Source organism: Bowmanella sp. JS7-9 (assembly GCF_004329715.1).
Taxonomy (GTDB): domain Bacteria; phylum Pseudomonadota; class Gammaproteobacteria; order Enterobacterales; family Alteromonadaceae; genus Pseudobowmanella; species Pseudobowmanella zhangzhouensis.
Genome location: NZ_JXSY01000024.1, coordinates 194060 through 210023 on the forward strand (window position 1 = coordinate 194060; position 15964 = coordinate 210023).

18 protein-coding genes are annotated in these 15964 nt (G+C 50.9%); 10 read left to right on the forward strand and 8 right to left on the reverse strand.

From position 1 onward, the window contains the following. The first annotated feature begins 47 nt into the window (after positions 1–47). Genes nudE through TK45_RS14115 form a run of 3 tightly spaced genes read left to right on the forward strand, consistent with a single transcriptional unit; the run spans position 48 to position 2006 of the window. Positions 48–611, forward strand: coding sequence for an ADP compounds hydrolase NudE (gene nudE / locus TK45_RS14105; RefSeq protein WP_131259485.1), 564 nt, complete (start codon positions 48–50; stop codon positions 609–611). Further along, on the forward strand, positions 611–1438 hold the full coding sequence (gene cysQ / locus TK45_RS14110; RefSeq protein ID WP_131259486.1) for a 3'(2'),5'-bisphosphate nucleotidase CysQ: 828 nt from the start codon (positions 611–613) through the stop codon (positions 1436–1438). Before nudE ends, cysQ begins: the two co-directional genes overlap by 1 nt. Next, complete coding sequence (locus TK45_RS14115) at positions 1425–2006, forward strand: YceI family protein (protein WP_165490794.1); 582 nt, start codon at positions 1425–1427, stop codon at positions 2004–2006. The genes cysQ and TK45_RS14115 overlap by 14 nt, the downstream gene beginning before the upstream one ends. A 1-nt stretch (position 2007) precedes the next feature. Here TK45_RS14115 and TK45_RS14120 read toward each other — a convergent pair whose 3' ends face one another. Together TK45_RS14120 and TK45_RS14125 are read right to left on the reverse strand one after the other, a co-directional pair. After that, positions 2008–2460, reverse strand: a complete 453-nt coding sequence (locus TK45_RS14120; RefSeq protein WP_131259488.1) for a hypothetical protein — start codon at positions 2458–2460, stop codon at positions 2008–2010. 21 nt (positions 2461–2481) lie between these two features. Continuing rightward, positions 2482–2712: a YheU family protein gene (locus TK45_RS14125; protein WP_131259489.1), complete on the reverse strand. Its 231-nt coding sequence runs from the start codon at positions 2710–2712 to the stop codon at positions 2482–2484. 36 nt (positions 2713–2748) lie between these two features. On the opposite strand from TK45_RS14125, the gene TK45_RS14130 reads away from it, so the two are divergent. Both TK45_RS14130 and TK45_RS14135 read left to right on the forward strand, forming a co-directional pair. Continuing rightward, a complete protein-coding gene (locus TK45_RS14130) occupies positions 2749–3645 on the forward strand; it encodes a prenyltransferase (RefSeq protein WP_131259490.1) in 897 nt (298 codons plus the stop codon). Positions 3646–3661: 16 nt separating this feature from the next. Continuing rightward, positions 3662–3922 carry a hypothetical protein gene (locus TK45_RS14135; RefSeq protein WP_131259491.1) on the forward strand — a complete coding sequence of 87 codons (261 nt, stop codon included), beginning with the start codon at positions 3662–3664 and terminating at the stop codon, positions 3920–3922. Here the strand turns inward: TK45_RS14135 and TK45_RS14140 are convergent. The 4 genes from TK45_RS14140 to TK45_RS14150 all read right to left on the reverse strand — a co-directional run bounded on the left by TK45_RS14140 (position 3894) and on the right by TK45_RS14150 (position 7581). Next, on the reverse strand, positions 3894–4910 hold the full coding sequence (locus tag TK45_RS14140; protein ID WP_254426629.1) for a hydrolase: 1017 nt from the start codon (positions 4908–4910) through the stop codon (positions 3894–3896). The genes TK45_RS14135 and TK45_RS14140 overlap by 29 nt on opposite strands. Positions 4911–4994: 84 nt before the next feature. Beyond that, a complete protein-coding gene (locus tag TK45_RS16410) occupies positions 4995–5120 on the reverse strand; it encodes a hypothetical protein (RefSeq protein ID WP_256372540.1) in 126 nt (41 codons plus the stop codon). A 114-nt stretch (positions 5121–5234) separates the two neighbouring features. Continuing rightward, positions 5235–5687, reverse strand: coding sequence for a TIGR02444 family protein (locus tag TK45_RS14145; RefSeq protein WP_131259492.1), 453 nt, complete (start codon positions 5685–5687; stop codon positions 5235–5237). Further along, positions 5662–7581, reverse strand: a complete 1920-nt coding sequence (locus tag TK45_RS14150; RefSeq protein WP_131259493.1) for an ATP-binding cassette domain-containing protein — start codon at positions 7579–7581, stop codon at positions 5662–5664. Before TK45_RS14150 ends, TK45_RS14145 begins: the two co-directional genes overlap by 26 nt. Positions 7582–7697: 116 nt before the next feature. Between TK45_RS14150 and TK45_RS14155 the strand changes: the two genes are divergently transcribed. Next, positions 7698–7904, forward strand: a complete 207-nt coding sequence (locus TK45_RS14155) for a YheV family putative zinc ribbon protein (protein WP_131259494.1) — start codon at positions 7698–7700, stop codon at positions 7902–7904. 2 nt (positions 7905–7906) lie between these two features. Here TK45_RS14155 and TK45_RS14160 read toward each other — a convergent pair whose 3' ends face one another. Beyond that, complete coding sequence (locus TK45_RS14160) at positions 7907–8116, reverse strand: SlyX family protein (protein WP_131259495.1); 210 nt, start codon at positions 8114–8116, stop codon at positions 7907–7909. A gap of 3 nt (positions 8117–8119) precedes the next feature. Continuing rightward, positions 8120–9094, reverse strand: a complete 975-nt coding sequence (locus TK45_RS14165) for a WD40 repeat domain-containing protein (protein ID WP_131259496.1) — start codon at positions 9092–9094, stop codon at positions 8120–8122. Positions 9095–9202: 108 nt separating this feature from the next. Between TK45_RS14165 and TK45_RS14170 the strand changes: the two genes are divergently transcribed. From TK45_RS14170 to TK45_RS14185, 4 genes are all read left to right on the forward strand, one after another. Next, positions 9203–9976, forward strand: coding sequence for an FKBP-type peptidyl-prolyl cis-trans isomerase (locus tag TK45_RS14170; RefSeq protein WP_165490795.1), 774 nt, complete (start codon positions 9203–9205; stop codon positions 9974–9976). A gap of 426 nt (positions 9977–10402) precedes the next feature. Beyond that, the gene (gene greB, locus TK45_RS14175) at positions 10403–10876 is read left to right on the forward strand and encodes a transcription elongation factor GreB (protein ID WP_131259497.1); all 474 of its coding nucleotides are present in this window, start codon (positions 10403–10405) and stop codon (positions 10874–10876) included. 100 nt (positions 10877–10976) lie between these two features. Then, the gene (locus TK45_RS14180) at positions 10977–13562 is read left to right on the forward strand and encodes a M1 family metallopeptidase (RefSeq protein WP_254426630.1); all 2586 of its coding nucleotides are present in this window, start codon (positions 10977–10979) and stop codon (positions 13560–13562) included. A 98-nt stretch (positions 13563–13660) separates the two neighbouring features. After that, positions 13661–15961, forward strand: a complete 2301-nt coding sequence (locus TK45_RS14185) for a Tex family protein (protein ID WP_131259498.1) — start codon at positions 13661–13663, stop codon at positions 15959–15961. Positions 15962–15964 lie beyond the last annotated feature (3 nt).

Sequence of the window (15964 nt, forward strand, 5' to 3'; positions counted from 1 at the left end):
TCAGAAACGTTATAGTAATTTGCATTCGATCATAGCGTGCCTGGACCATGAGTAAAACTGCCGTTCCCCGGGATTTACCTGTTATTCATCAGCGTCAGGATGTGGCGCAGTCCCGTCTGTTCAAAATCGAGAGTATCGATCTGGAATTCAGTAATGGTGCCACCCGCCAATATGAGCGCATGCGTGGCAGTGGGCGCGGCGCAGTGATGATGGTGCCGTTTATCGATGCCGAGACTTTCTTACTGGTGCGTGAATACGCCGCCGGTACCCACAACTATCAATTGGGCTTCCCCAAAGGCTTAATCGACCCGGGTGAAAGCCCCGAGCAGGCAGCCAATCGCGAACTGATGGAAGAAGTCGGCTACGGCGCCCATCAGTTACAACACCTGCACACCGTGCACATGGCTCCGACCTTTTTTAATTCAAGCATGCATATCCTGCTGGCGCAGGATCTTTATCCGCAGCGGTTGGAAGGTGACGAACCTGAGCCTCTGGAAGTCGTGCCGTGGAAAGTCAGCGAAATCGACACCCTGTTACAACAAGCGGATTTTACCGAGGCACGCAGCATTGCCGCCGTGTTACTACTAGAACGCCACCTGAGGAGTGCATAATGCCCGACGACGTCGGCAAACTATTAGAAATTGCCCAGCAGGCCGCCAAAAAAGCCGGCAAGGTTGTGTGGGAAGTCTACGATGCCGAAGACTATGTGGCCTACGCCAAAGACGATGATTCTCCTGTCACCACCGCCGACTATCTGGCCAATGAAATCATCACGTCCTATTTACAGGAACATGCGCCGGACATCCCGATTATGTCGGAAGAACAAGACAACCCCGACCTCACCATTCGTGCCCATTGGCCCCGTTACTGGCTGATCGATCCGATAGACGGCACCCAGGAATTTGTCGCGCGCAGTGGTGACTTCGCGGTAAATATCGCTTTGATCGAAGACAATCAGCCAAAAATTGGCGTGATTTACTGGCCGGCCGGTGACAGCCTGTATTATGCAGTACGAGGTCAGGGCGCGTTTAAATCGAGCCCGCAGGAGTCTGGCCCGATTCATGTGCGCAGCTTCGATAACCCCAAAGAAGACGTGGTGGTGATCGCGATTAGTCGTCGCCAATCACGGGACAAAGTCATGTCGCGCATGAGCGAACAGCGCATATATCAAACCCTGCCACTAGGTAGTTGCTCGCTCAAAGCCTGCTTTATTGCCGAAGGCAAGGCAGACTTCTTTATGCGTATCGGTCAAACCGGCGAATGGGACACGGGTGCGGCACAGTGCATTGTCACCGAGGCCGGCGGTGATATTCTCAGTGTTGATTTTGAACGTTTGTCCTACAATCAGCGTAACATACTGACAAACCCAAACTTTTTGGTCATGGGTGACCAAAATGTTAACTGGCAGGAGGTCGTTAATTATTATGAAGAAGACTAATTTAATCGGATTGTTTAGCGCCGCATTATTCACGCTACCGGCGTTTGCCGCCTGGCAGGTAGATAATCAACAATCCAGACTCAGCATTGTCTCAGTCAAAAATGCTGCCGTGACAGAAGTACATCACTTTCAGCGCCTCGAAGGCGGGTTGATGGACAGTGGCGAATTTAGCCTGAGTATCGACCTTGCCAGTATTAGCAGCGGCATCGAGATCCGAGACACGCGCATGCGTGAATTGCTGTTTAATGTGGCGGATTTCCCGCGCGCGGTGGTCAGTGCCAGAGTGACACCTGCTTTGTATCAATCCCTTAAAGCGGGTCAGAGTGTCGCTACCGATATCGACTTCACCATTAATCTGCACGGTCAGGTAGGTAATATGAGCGCGGCTGTACTGGTGACTGCATTGGAAAACGGTGGCTTGCAGGTTGTGACCCAACAGCCGTTAGTGTTACGCGCCAGTGAATTCGGCCTGGATGCCGGCATTGACGCGTTGCGTGACATCGCCGGATTGAAAAACATCAATACCATGGTGCCGGTCAGTTTTCATCTGACCCTGCAACCTCAATAAGTTAACCCTGTGTCGGCTGCGATGTTTTCAGCAGCCGGCGCAGCATCCGATAATGCGCCACCGCATGGGCTGCTAACACAACCAGCGGCGCCACAAACAGCCACAACAATGCCAACAGCGTCCAGATCCCCTGTGTTGACTGGCTTGGCGTCACCCACCATTGCAACCAGCCAAACCCATTCAGCACCAAGAGTGTCAAAGCACCAATGCTGAGTAACACAAAGCGAATAAAGAATTGCATCGACAGGCCAAATGCAACCGAGGTAGTCGCCCACAGACTGAGCATACAAAATACAAACAGCACGGCCAGTCCTGCGCCCTGCCATGGATGCCACTGTAGCGCGTCTGTCGAACTGAACAGATTAATGCCCAGCAAAACTGCAATCGCCAGCATCGGTAACCAACCAAATAAGATGGTCGCAGCAATAATCAGACTTTGTGAGGCTTTATGCACCCTTCCTCCGAACAGAAATATTTATTCTTGATAATCTTTACGATACTGATCGCGGGGAATAATGTTTACCGTCTCATAATATTCTGAATAAACCAAGAGAGCTTCTCCGCGCTCTAACTGTCTTTTAACCTGCTGGACTTTTCGCTCCATGGGTACTTCGTCCTCACCGTAATCGGTGCCTTCACGCAAAATAAACGCTTCGATCAAATTGATCAGCGTCATGGCATTCACCTGGTCGATGGGGATAATCATAGGTCACATCACACTGCTAAACCGGGACGTTATTTTATGCTTAAAGCGCTATTGGGTGTTATACGTGTGCCGTTTTTATTACTGGCACCCTTGTGTGTTTTTGCCGGTTCGGCGTTGGCATTACACGAACAGGGGGCATTCAATGGGTTGGTCTTTAGCTTGTGCATTGTCATCGCGTTAACTGCCCACAGTGCCGTGAATGCGCTGAATGAATGGCATGATTTCAAAACAGGTCTGGATAGCCTGACCACGCGCACGCCGTTTAATGGTGGCAGCGGTACATTGCAGGCTCATCCGCACTTTGCCCCGATAGCATTGTTCATTGGCATCATAATGTTGCTGATTTGCATGGCGGCGGGCATCTGGCTCAGCATGCTTACCTCCCCCTGGTTACTGCTGGCAGGCCTGGTTGGGCTCCTGATTGTTACCGCCTATACGCCAATCATCACCCGCCATCCGCTGTTATGTCTGATCGCGCCAGGGCTGGGCTTTGCGGCCTTGATCATGGGTGGCAGTTATGTGGTGATGGGTGGCCACATCAACCTGTCGCTGCTGCTACTGGTACTGGCCAGCGCGATGCTACTTAATAACCTGTTATTGGTTAATCAGTTCCCGGATATTACCGCAGATGCCCACAGCGGACGGCGAACTTTGCCGATTGTGTTTGACCAACATGTGAGTCGACAAGTGGTTCTGGCGCAATTTATTACCAGCTCGCTGCTGCTTGGGCTTTTGGCATGGCATATGGCCAATTGGGCTTTGCTATTGGCCGCCGCGTTACCCTTGCTGGGAATTCACATTTTTCGGGGTATTGGCGCGTCTGCGCAGGCTGACCCATCGGCCATGCTCAATGCTCAGAGATTAACTGTTCTGGTTAATTTAGTTACGCCTGCGCTGATCTCTTTGCTATTATCCGCGCCCTTTTGGTTTTAATAAGCAAGGTTACCCTATGCATTTTGCGTGGCACGACCTGGTCGGCAATATTGGTGTCGGCCTGATTGTATTGAGTTATTTTTTAATTCAGGCGGGGAAAATGGACAGTAAAAAGCTGCCCTATTCACTGACTAACCTGACCGGCGCGATCCTGTTACTGATCTCGTTGTACTACAACTTTAATCTGGCGTCTGTGGTGATTGAGTGTTTCTGGATCGCGATTAGCCTGTACGGCATCGTGCGTTACGTTATCGAGCGCCGCCAGACAAATTCGTAAAGCGATTTACAAACTGCAACACCCGCTCATGGGTCCAGATACGCGGACGCCATGGGCTGCCCTGCATAAAGCCCACATGCCCGCCTTTTTTGCTCAGTTCCAATCTGACGGCGCCAGATAATTCACTGCTATCCGGTACGATGTTTGCTGTCATAAACGGATCATCTTCCGCATGCAAAATCAGCGTGGGCGTCTCGATTGCCGTTGTGAACGCACTGGCACTGCACTTCAGGTAATAATCTTTGGCATCGCTAAAGCCATGCAGGGGCGCGGTGATCAACTCATCAAATTCCGCGAATGAGCCGATCTGCTCTACATCCCGACTGCCAACTTTTAGCCAGGGTCGAAAATCGATGCGCGTCATTTTATCGCGCACCTTATTCACCATGCTTTTCAGCAGATACTTCTGGTAATTATTTGAGAAACCACGGCTAATCGCCGAGGCGCATTCCTGCAAACGGAATGGTGGGGAAATCGCTACAGCCGCCTTTAGCCAGTGCTGTGCCGGCTGCTCACCCAATAGTTTGAGCAACATATTGGCACCTAGCGAAAAGCCGACGCCGACTTTGGTCACATCCGGAAAGCGCTGTTGCAACCAGTTCAGGAAGAAGATTGCATCGCCGGTATCACCCGAATGATACGCCCGGGCTAACCGGTTGTTGCCGTTGCCGCAACCGCGGAAATGCATCAATACGGCGTGCCAGCCATTTTTGGCCAGTACCGCCAGCATATCATGGGCGTAATGGGAGCGTGCTGACCCTTCCAGGCCGTGAAACAACACCGCGATGCCCTTTTTATTGACCGGCTCCGGTGCCCAGCTGACATCGACGAAATCGCCATCCGGCAATTCCAGTCGCTGCCAGGTCAGCGATAAGGGCAAGCGCCGTTGGAAAAAACGCGGCCAGATCGTCTGCACATGGCGGTTACGAGCCCACCATGCTGGCTTAAATTCACTCTGGACGATACTTCCCTGTGGACGACTTTTCACACTGACTGGATACTGACTTTGCCTTACGCAAATTTGACAATATATCCACGCGCAACTCAAGTCACGACAAAAGATATTTCGCCGTTACTGGTCTTTTTCAAACGGGTGGTGCAAAAACATATACAGGTAATAGCCACACAGACCGATCACCACAGCCAATCCCAGCAGTGAACCCCATACAATTGGATCATTAAGTAACATTTGTAACATGACTGATTCCTCCTCATCGGATATGCCATCAGTCTAGTCACAGGCAGGGTCGAAAATACTGACCCCGATCAAGCTTTGCCGGCGCACCGCGCACAAAAACTGACCGAGATCAATTTATTCGCAATATTCTAAAGTACTCAGTAATTCAGCGTGGACTTTGCTCAGAATAATCTTCTGCGCCTGTACATAGGCGGGCAGGTTATCCCCCACCAACGTTTCCCATTCACTCTCAGCTAATGCTGCAATCAGCGCGGCCTGATGCTGCTTTTCCGCATCCAATTCAGCGGCCAGTGCCATCTGGTACGCTGACGAAGTTTTATCGGTCAATTGACGGCGGAATGCCCTTAACCGCTCTACCCGCTGTGCCGCATCCTTGCTTTGATTGAGTAAGACCAGCCACTGGCCGGAGGTCAACGCAAGCTGCTGTTGGTTGAGCCACATTGCCAACAGCAAAACATTCACGTTTGCACCGGCTTCATCCTGCAGTTGCAGTAAGCTTGCCTTATTCGCTGGATAGACTCGCAGGCTGAATGCCCAAAAATCACTGGCCTGCAAACTGACTGGCAAACGCCTGCTCCTGTTGCTCCTGCTCTTCCAGTAAGGTCATCCACTCCATTTCCACCTCTTCCAGACTGGGTTTGAGCTCTCCCTCGCGGCGCAATAACTCGGTCAGGCGAGTTTTTTGCTCTGCGGTGTATATGTCCGGGTCTGCCAACTGAGTAGCGATGTTATCCAGATCGGCTTGCAGCGTCTGCATCTGCGCTTCGAGCTTTTGCAGCTGTTTTTTCAACGGCGCCATTTTCTGACGGAACTCCGCCTCCAGACGCTTCTGCTGTTTCCTGTCTACTGCAGGCGCAGATGTTTTGGGTGAAGCTGACTGCGCAGCCTGTTGCCCCTGAGTGAGCAAAAACTGTCGATAATCGTTCAAGTCTCCGTCAAACTGGCTGACCTGACCATCATGTACCAGATAAAACTCATCACACACCGACTCCAGCAAAAAGCGGTCGTGGGACACCAGCACCATGGCGCCGGTAAATGACTGTAACGCCAGATTCAACGCCTGACGCATATCTAAATCCAGGTGGTTGGTCGGTTCATCCAACAACAGCAGGTTAGGTTTTTGGTAGACCAACAGAGCCAGCACCAGACGCGCCTTTTCGCCTCCTGAAAACGGAGCTACCGGGCTCAATGCCGCATCGCCATGAAAGGCAAAGCCGCCGAGAAAATCCCGCAATTGCTGCTCGGTCGCCTGCTTATCTAATCGCTGTAAATGCCTTAACGGCGAATCTTCCGGGCGCAAATACTCAAGCTGGTGCTGCGCAAAGTAACCAATCTTAAGGCCCGCAGAAGTTTGGTACTGCCCATTGAGAGGCTGAATTTCCTCAGCGAGCAATTTGATCAGAGTCGACTTACCGGCACCGTTACGCCCCAATAAGCCAATCCGCGAACCCGGCACCAGATTCAATTTTAATGACTCCAGTATCACTTTTTCGCCGTAGCCCGCCTGTACCTTCTCCATGGTCACCAGCGGATTAGGTAAACGCGAGGGCTCGGCAAACTCAAAGGAAAACGGCGAGTCTTCCTGTACCGGCAACAACTCGGCCATACGCTCTAATTGTTTGATGCGACTCTGCGCCTGACGGGCTTTGGACGCCTTGGCGCGAAAACGATCGATAAATTTTTGCAGGTGGGCGGCTTTTTCCTGCTGCCGGTCAAAGGCGATCTGCTGCTGCCTCAGCCGCTCGCTACGCTGACGTAAATAGGCGGTATAGCCACCTGTGTAGCTGAACAGTGTCTGCTGCTCAATGCTCAGAATATGTTGCACGGTGGCATCCAGAAATGCCTTATCGTGAGAAATAAGAATTAATGTGCCTTTATATTTTTGCAGCCAGCGTTCCAACCAGATTACCGCATCCAAATCCAGGTGGTTGGTGGGTTCGTCCAGCAATAACAAATCAGACGGGCAGATCAGTGCCTGCGCCAGATTAAGCCGCATCCGCCAGCCCCCGGAGAAGGCACGTACCGCATGTTGCATCTGCGCTTCACTAAATCCCAGACCGGCCAGAATATTGGCAGCACGACTTTGCACATCGTACGCGCCAGCATCGTCCAATTGTTGATGAATCAGCGCGATCTTCTCACCATCATGGGCGTGCTCTGCCTGCTGTAATTGTGCCTGCAGGCTGCGCAGGCGCTTGTCACCGTCGAGCACATAATCCAGCGCACTGGCGTCGGACGCCGGGGTTTCCTGGGCCACGGTGGCTATTTGCCAAACGGACGGCATCAGACATTCACCGGCGTCGACATGTAACTGACCTTGCAGCAAGGCGAATAAACTAGACTTACCCGCTCCATTGGCACCGATCAGACCCACTTTATGGCCAGGATAAATTTGTGCGCTGGCGTCATTGAGTAACACCTTAAGGCCGCGTAACAGTTGTATTTGTTTTATTTGGATCATGCCGTCTGTGCTACCGAAAATGCCTGTTAGCAATCGAAATGGACGCGAAGCGCGTATAGAAACGCGCTATTATAGCGACTTTCTTCAACATCGCAGCAGACTGAGCAAGATTCCCTATGACTGCCCGTATAAAAAAACGTTTTATTGCCGGCGCGCGCTGTCCGGCCTGCCAGCAACTGGATTCGCTGGTGATTTATATCGAGAACAATGTCGAGAAAATGGAATGTGTTAAGTGTGGGCATCACGAAACCCACGCTGAACAAAAGGTCAAACAAGCCAGTCGCCAGCAGGAAAGCGTGATTGGCGTGTTTAAACCAGAATAAAATTAATAATGCGGCGGCGGGGTTTCTTCTGCCATGCTGGCGATATTTGACACCTGCTGTTGCTGCATCTTTTCGGTTAAAAAGCGGATTTGAAACTGCATCTTATCCAGTTGCGATTGCTGATCGGTCAATGCCTGGTTTAGTTCATCGACAGTCGCTTCTAAAAATGCCAGTTTGGTTTCCAGCGCTTCAATATATTCGGGCGTACTCACGGATTAATCCTCTAACGACCAGACTTCTGCCAGGCCACTACTACTCTCGGAAATGATGCGCTGATTATCCATAAATCCAACCGCATACACCACCGCGCTTTGCGGTGCCGGACCGTCTTTTGGCTTAACTTCCCACTCTTTCAGTAAGGTACCATCCTCAACACGCCATAAACTCACCCGCCGGGTTGGTGATCCGGTTAACAGGTATTGGCCATCGGGAGAAAACACCGCATCGCTAAAAATCTTCTGCCGCTCGATATAGCGCAACTCGCTAATTTCCTCACCAGTTTGTACATTCCAGATACGCGCACCTTTGCGGCTGTCCGCAGTAAAGGCATAACGACCACGTGGGTCCAATGCCACTTTGGTCACCCGACTGGAATGATTAAACGCATGAATCACCTGACCGGTTTGGGTGTCCCACAAATAGACGGTGTAATCGTTACCACCACTGAGTGCATAGCGTCCATTGGGCGACAAATCGAGACTATTGACTTTTTCTGTGTGGCCAAGAAATTCCAGACGTCGCCCGGTGCGGGGCTCGAAGAACATCACTTTGCCGTTAGCACGCCCGACCAGTACGGCACGACCATTATTGCTTACCGCGATATCACGAATACTCGCTTCATCGATTCGCCACAATCCCTCCGGCTCACCGGACTGCAGGCTCCAAAGCGCAAAGGATTCCATATCTGCGGTAACCGCATACTGCTTATCGAAACTCAGCCTAACCAAGCCGACCACATTGGGATCATCACCCTGCATCGCCCAGTTGAAACGTTCTGTATTAGTCGCCAAATCCCAGATTTTGATGCCATTATTCAGGCCGGATATGATGGCCAGCGTGCCATCATCGCTGATATCTGCGGCTAAGGCGCCCTCTTCGCTATGCACATTGCGACTGAGCGGAACTTTTTCCGCCACTGTGCACCCAAGCAAGGTTGCGCTAAGAAGACACAGTAAGTAAAACCCTCGCATCGTTGGTTTCCCTTTTGTTCTGGTACAGTTAGTATACGTCAAATCTTCCCGTGTTTAGCTCGTGTATTTTTATCGAAGCTATTGATTTAACAAAAATTTGGAGCATTTATGAAACACCTTAAAGCCACCCTGTTGCTGGCCTCTGCGATGGGCCTGGTGGCCTGTCAACCGGCAGCCGATTCCAACACTACTCAAGCAAACGCTGCCAGCAGTGAGCAAACGGTTGTTACCGATCAAAACGCCTACGCGCTGGGCGTCTCTATTGGCTCTGTGATTAACAATGCCCATGGAAAATATGCCAATGCCAATATCCAGCTGGATAAAACTCAGATTCTGGCCGGCATCAGTGACATTCTGAACAGCAAAGCCACATTAACGCTGGACGAGGCCAATGGCCTGTTACGGGAAATGGAATTGCTGGCTAAGCAAAACCTGGTGGAAATCAACGCCAAAAAGTCAGAAGCCAATATTGCAGCTGGTCAGGCGTTTTTAGCTGAAAACGGCGCACGCCCGGAAGTAACCACCACAGAATCTGGCCTGCAATATGAAGTCCTGGTAGCAGGTGACGGCGCTATGCCAACTGCCGCGGATACGGTCACTGTGCATTACCGTGGTACCACTATCGATGGTACGGAATTTGATTCCTCATACAGCCGCAACGAGCCAACGTCGTTCCCGCTTAACCGCGTAATCAAAGGCTGGACCGAAGGCCTGCAATTGATGAATGTTGGTTCCAAATACCGCTTCGTGATTCCAAGCGAGCTGGCTTATGGTGAGCGCCAAATGGGTGATGACATCTCGCCAAACAGCACCTTGGTATTTGAAGTAGAATTATTGGACATTACGTCAGCTGAAAAACCAGCAGAAGAAGCACAACAATAATTTGTTAGCTAGCCAATAAGAGAAAGCCGGGCAATGCCCGGCTTTTTTCTAAGGTGGATTCAGCTAAAGTTTTCCTTGCTGAGCCTGTTCCTGTGTTAACCCCGTTATACGGGCAACGTTTATCCGGTTAAACCGGCTTTAAAAAAGTACAATCGATTTCAGGCGTAACTCACTGCTTCGTCAACTGCTCTACCAATTGCTCAGCCCGTGACAGATGTTCTGAGTATGGGTCTCCTCTTCTGTATCTGGCCTGCTCTTCAAGCTTAGTTCAGCATCCTTTAACAACTTGCCTGAATCGGCCAACTCTTTAGAACAATAAAGCCTAAACAGTATGTGACCGATTATTCCGTAACCATTGCTATGCTTGACCTGACCCGCGCATTTGCGCTCAAATCCATCCGATAACGGCTTTAATGGAAACACCAAGTGAAAACCCCCCTTATTACCCGCAAAGGCTACGAACAGCTGCAACAAGAGCTTGATCATTTATGGCGCGTCGAACGACCGGAAACCACCCGCAAAGTCGCATGGGCCGCCAGCCTCGGTGATAGAAGTGAGAACGCCGATTATCAATACAATAAGAAACGCCTGCGGGAGATCGACAGACGGGTGCGCTATTTGCGTAAGTGCCTGGAAAATCTAAAGATCGTCGACTATTCGCCACAACAAGAAGGCCGGGTCTTTTTTGGCGCCACCGTTGAAATCGAAAGCGAAGAGGGTCGCCAACTTACCCTCAAAATTGCCGGCTATGATGAAATATTTGGCCGGAAGGATGTGATCTCCATCGACTCACCAATGGCGCGTGCGTTGCTAAAGAAGCAGGTCGGTGACGAAGCGCTGGTGAAAACAGAAGCGGCCACCACCTATTGGTATATCAACGAGATTCGTTACGAATCGTAACGGTTTGTAACAACTAATTCGCCCCCACCAACGGCCAGCCTTTAGACATCTAAGCATAAATCACGCAGACTGACGGCGTCTAACATTTCAGGGCAAGGCTATGAAAATCAGAAACTTACTAACTGGTGCCAGCATGTTGCTGGCAGCAAGCTGGGGAAGTTTGGTGCAGGCATCCGCTAGCGATGAAGTCTACCGACTACCACAAACTATTCAGCCAACACTGCAAACTATCGACCTGACTGTCGATCCGGATAGTCCGGATTATCAGGGTGAGACCACCATCTCGCTGGATATTCAGCAGCCCACCGACAAAGTTGGCTTCTATAAAAAAGAATTAACAATCTTGTCTGCTGAATTGGTTAGCGAAGCCGGTACTATCCCACTCAGCATTGAAGAAGCCAGTAATGAAATTTTCTGGGCTAAAAGCAGCCAGACCATTGCCGCCGGGAAATATCAGTTCACTTTGCGTTTCGAAGGTAAGATTAATACCTCATCTGACGGCATGTACCTATCAAATCACAACGGCCGTAATTACATCTTCACCCAATTTGAAGATATGGATGCACGCCGCGCATTCCCGTCATTCGATGAGCCAAGCTTCAAAATTCCTTATGAGCTAACCATTACTGCGCCGCAAAAACATACTGTGGTAGCCAATACCCCGGTTGAAACCACTGAACAGCATGACGGCTGGCAAACCGTGCACTTTATGCGTACTAAGCCAATGCCAAGTTACATCATTGCCTATGCGGTGGGTGAGCTAGATTCCATAGAAATTAACAATCTGTCGGTACCTGGGCGCATTTATGCACCTAAAGGCGAGGCGGTGAAAACCTCTTTTATTGCCAAACATACCGCGGAAATCCTGCAGAATCTGGAAGCTTACTTCGGCATGCCCTATCCATACCGCAAACTGGATTTGATTGCGGTACCCAACTTTACCTTTGGAGCAATGGAAAACGCCGGACTGGTAACGTTCCGCTCCGAATTACTGATTCTGGATGAGCAGCCAAACCTGAATGAACGTGCCGCGCCGTTGATGGTCGTGGCTCACGAACTGGCCCACATGTGGTATGGCGATCTGGTGACGATGGCCTGGTGGGATGACCTGTGGTTAAACGAAGCGTTTGCCAGCTGGATGGCATCACGGGTGATGACCAATCTGTATCCGGAACTGGGTTACCAAAACAACCTGAATCAGGAAGGTGCCTTCGGTCAGGATGCCAATCCTTTGGTGCGCCCAATCAAGAAAACGGTCAAAACCAGTGCCGATGTAATGGACGGCATGGGCCTTAATTACAGTAAAGGCGAAGCCGTATTACTGATGATTGAAGCCATGATTGGTGAGCAGGCGTTCCAAAAAGGTGTGCAAGCCTATATGCGCAAGCATGCCTGGCAAAACACCGTGGCAGACGATCTGTGGAATGCACTGGCGGCCAACACAGATATCGATTTACCCGCACTAATGAAAACCTTCTTAACCCAGCCTGGTTATCCGTTAGTTAATATCACCGCTGATGGCAACGTGACTCAGAGCCGCTTTAAACTGGCCGGTGCTGAGGTGACAGAGCAATTATGGCACTTACCTTTACGCCTCAAGTTCAAAAAGGCAGGTAAAGTCCAGCGCCTGGATGTTTTGATGACTGAAAAGTCCGTACAAATCGATGCGATTAAAGGAGCGGATTGGGTTTATGCCGACGCTGACGCCGTGGGCTATTACCGCTGGAACATTCCCGCTAACCAATTAAGCGCGTTGCTGGCCGATGTCGATCAACTTAATGAACGCGAGCGAAAAAGTCTGATTTACGGCAGCAAGGCGTTAATGGATGCCGAACAACGTCAGCTTGATCAACACCTTCAGGTGATCTCTGCGATGGCAACCGATAACTCGCCAGAAGTCGTGCGTGCGGCATTTAACATTATCGCCCGCTTCGAATATCTGGTGAATAAAGCCAATAAGCAGGCATTTGCCAATTACATTGAAAGCATCGCGATGCCGTCTTTTGACCAGCTAGGCTTCCAGGTGCGCAGCAGCGATGACCGTGACACGATTAAACTGCGTGGCACCGTGCTACGTTTACTGGCCATGTACAGTAAAAACCCTGCCTTTATCGCGACTGCCACCACCCTCGCAGAAAAGTTTCTGACTGACCCAACCAGTGTTAACGTCGATCTGGCCAGCGTAGCCCTGGCAACGCGCGCCTTGAATGCTGAAAAACCTGCTGAGATCTTCAAGGAATATCAGGCAGCGTATATCGCCCAAACCGACGCCCGCCTGCGTGACGCTATCGCCTCCGGCATGGTGTTTGAGGACGAGAAAATTATCAACCAAGTGTTCGATATGAGCCTCAATCCGGCAGTCAGCCCAGCCAACGCAATGCGCTTCGTCTGGATGGGTATGGCTAAACTGGAAGATCGTGACCTGATGTATAAGTGGATGAATGCGAACTTTGACGCACTGAGTGCGCGCATTCCAGCCGCCTATCTTGGCCAGTTGCCACAGTTTATTGGCTCCAGCTGTTCAGAGCACAACCAACAATTGGCCAACGCTTTCTTTAAACCCTTAGTTGAGAAAGTCCCTGCCATGCAACGCAGTCTGGATGTCATGAACGAGTCCACTTCACAATGCATTAAAGTGAAGCAACAAAATCAGCCTGCATTTAATAAATACCTGCAATCGCTGTAACCGGCGATTACTGCAGAACTGATTCTATCAAACTGCCGGGAGTGCTAAACTCGCCGGCAGTTTTTTTATGTTTATTCATCCTCATTACGAGTTTTTTCATGATCATACAAACTATTGCTGCGGAGCTGCAGGTTAAGCCCGAACAGGTTGATGCGGCAGTTAACTTGCTTGATGGTGGCGCCACCGTCCCGTTTATTGCCCGTTACCGTAAAGAAGCCACCATGGGGCTGGACGATGCGCAACTGCGTACCCTGGAACAGCGTCTGGGCTATCTGCGCGAACTGGAAGATCGCCGTCAGGTTATCCTCAAGTCCATTTCCGAACAGGAAAAATTGACGCCGGAATTGGCCAAACAAATCGGGCAGGCCAGCAGTAAGACTGAGTTAGAAGATTTATACCTGCCGTACAAACCAAAGCGGCGCACTAAAGGGCAAATCGCGATTGAGCAGGGTTTGGGCCCATTGGCCGATGCACTGTTTGCCAATCCCATGCTCGAGCCTGAATCCGAAGCCAGCAAGTATTTAAGCGATGATGTCAGCGACACCAAAGCGGCGCTGGATGGCGCGAAGTTTATTCTGATGGAGCGTTTTGCCGAGGATGCCGCCTTGTTGCAAAAGGTCCGGCATTATTTGAGTGGCCACGCCTTTATCAGCAGTAAAGTGGTATCTGGCAAAGAGCAGGAAGGCGCTAAATTTGCCGATTACTTCGAGCATAGCGAGAAGCTGCTTAAAACCCCTTCTCACCGCGCGCTGGCCATGTTCCGCGGCCGCAATGAAGGCGTATTACACGTGTCTATGGATGCCGATCCGGGCGCCGAGCAGCCAGTTCGTCAGTCCCACTGTGAACAAATTATTGCCGATCATCTGGGCCTGAAATTTAGCAACCGACCAGCGGATAGCTGGTTACACAGCGTGGTGCAATGGACCTGGAAGATTAAGATCCAACTGCATATGGAAACCGAGCTGTTTTCTACCCTGCGCGAACAGGCAGAACAGGAAGCCATCGCGGTATTCGCGAAAAACCTCAATGACTTGTTGATGGCCGCACCGGCAGGCCCGAAAGTGACCATGGGGCTGGATCCGGGCTTACGCACAGGAGTCAAAGTGGCCGTCGTGGATGCCACCGGCAAGGTGGTCGACACCAACACCATCTATCCCCATGCTCCGCAGAATCAGTGGGACAAAGCGCTTCGTACACTCGTCGCACTGTGCCAACAGCATAAAGTCCAGTTAATCAGTATTGGTAACGGGACCGCCTCACGGGAGACCGATAAGCTGGCCGGTGAATTGGTCAAAGCCTTACCGGAATTGCGTTTAAATAAAATCATGATCAGCGAAGCGGGCGCCTCGGTGTATTCCGCATCCGAGCTGGCGTCCAATGAATTGCCCGATTTAGATGTTTCTCTGCGCGGCGCGGTATCCATTGCCCGACGTTTGCAGGACCCACTGGCTGAACTGGTAAAAATCGAGCCCAAAGCCATTGGGGTTGGCCAATATCAACATGACGTCAGCCAAAGTCAGTTAGGCAAATCGCTGGACGCCGTAGTAGAGGATTGTGTAAACGCCGTTGGTGTTGATTTAAATACCGCATCGGTCAGCTTACTCAGTCACGTATCCGGTCTGAACAAAACGCTGGCGCAAAACATTGTGCGCTACCGTGACAGCCACGGTGCGTTTAATGAGCGTAAAGCCTTGTTAAACGTCGAGCGTCTGGGACCCAAAGCCTTTGAACAGGCGGCTGGTTTCCTGCGTATCGCCAACGGTAACAATCCACTGGATGCCTCGTCTGTGCACCCGGAAGCTTATCCAGTGGTAGAAAAAATCGTGCAAAACACCGGTGCTGCGGTGAACGATTTAATTGGTAACACTGAGCTACTGAAAAAGCTTAAACCAGAGCAGTTTACCGATGAACACTTTGGGGTGCCGACTGTGCGTGACATCCTCAAAGAACTGGATAAACCCGGTCGCGACCCTCGTCCGGAATTCAAAACCGCCAGTTTTAAAGAAGGCGTAGAAAAAATCTCTGACCTGAAACCCGGCATGATTCTGGAAGGCGTGGTGTCCAACGTGGCGAATTTTGGTGCGTTCGTGGATGTAGGTGTGCATCAGGATGGCTTAGTGCATATTTCGGCGATGACCAACAAATTTATCTCCGATCCGCGCGAAGTCGTGAAGGCTGGAGATATCGTCAAAGTCAAAGTGCTGGAAGTGGATGTTCAGCGTAAACGTATTTCCTTTACGATGCGCATGGATGACGAGGTCATGGCTAGTGCTAAGCCTACAGGTAAACCCGCACCTAAAGCGCTACAACACCAGCCGAAGCGCGAGAGATCGGCGCCGCCAGCCAATACCGCGTTTGGCAATGCGTTTGCTGAGGCCTTCGCGAAAGCGAAAAAGTAACCC

Excerpts from the sequence above, each read along its gene's own strand:
- nudE (WP_131259485.1), top strand. The coding sequence starts at position 48 with ATGAGTAAAACTGCCGTTCCCCGGGATTTACCTGTTATTCATCAGCGT.
- cysQ (WP_131259486.1), top strand. The coding sequence starts at position 611 with ATGCCCGACGACGTCGGCAAACTATTAGAAATTGCCCAGCAGGCCGCC.
- TK45_RS14115 (WP_165490794.1), top strand. The coding sequence starts at position 1,425 with ATGAAGAAGACTAATTTAATCGGATTGTTTAGCGCCGCATTATTCACG.
- TK45_RS14125 (WP_131259489.1), bottom strand. The coding sequence starts at position 2,712 with ATGATTATCCCCATCGACCAGGTGAATGCCATGACGCTGATCAATTTG.
- TK45_RS14130 (WP_131259490.1), top strand. The coding sequence starts at position 2,749 with ATGCTTAAAGCGCTATTGGGTGTTATACGTGTGCCGTTTTTATTACTG.
- TK45_RS14135 (WP_131259491.1), top strand. The coding sequence starts at position 3,662 with ATGCATTTTGCGTGGCACGACCTGGTCGGCAATATTGGTGTCGGCCTG.
- TK45_RS16410 (WP_256372540.1), bottom strand. The coding sequence starts at position 5,120 with ATGTTACAAATGTTACTTAATGATCCAATTGTATGGGGTTCACTGCTG.
- TK45_RS14150 (WP_131259493.1), bottom strand. The coding sequence starts at position 7,581 with ATGATCCAAATAAAACAAATACAACTGTTACGCGGCCTTAAGGTGTTA.
- TK45_RS14155 (WP_131259494.1), top strand. The coding sequence starts at position 7,698 with ATGACTGCCCGTATAAAAAAACGTTTTATTGCCGGCGCGCGCTGTCCG.
- TK45_RS14165 (WP_131259496.1), bottom strand. The coding sequence starts at position 9,094 with ATGCGAGGGTTTTACTTACTGTGTCTTCTTAGCGCAACCTTGCTTGGG.
- TK45_RS14170 (WP_165490795.1), top strand. The coding sequence starts at position 9,203 with ATGAAACACCTTAAAGCCACCCTGTTGCTGGCCTCTGCGATGGGCCTG.
- TK45_RS14180 (WP_254426630.1), top strand. The coding sequence starts at position 10,977 with ATGAAAATCAGAAACTTACTAACTGGTGCCAGCATGTTGCTGGCAGCA.
- TK45_RS14185 (WP_131259498.1), top strand. The coding sequence starts at position 13,661 with ATGATCATACAAACTATTGCTGCGGAGCTGCAGGTTAAGCCCGAACAG.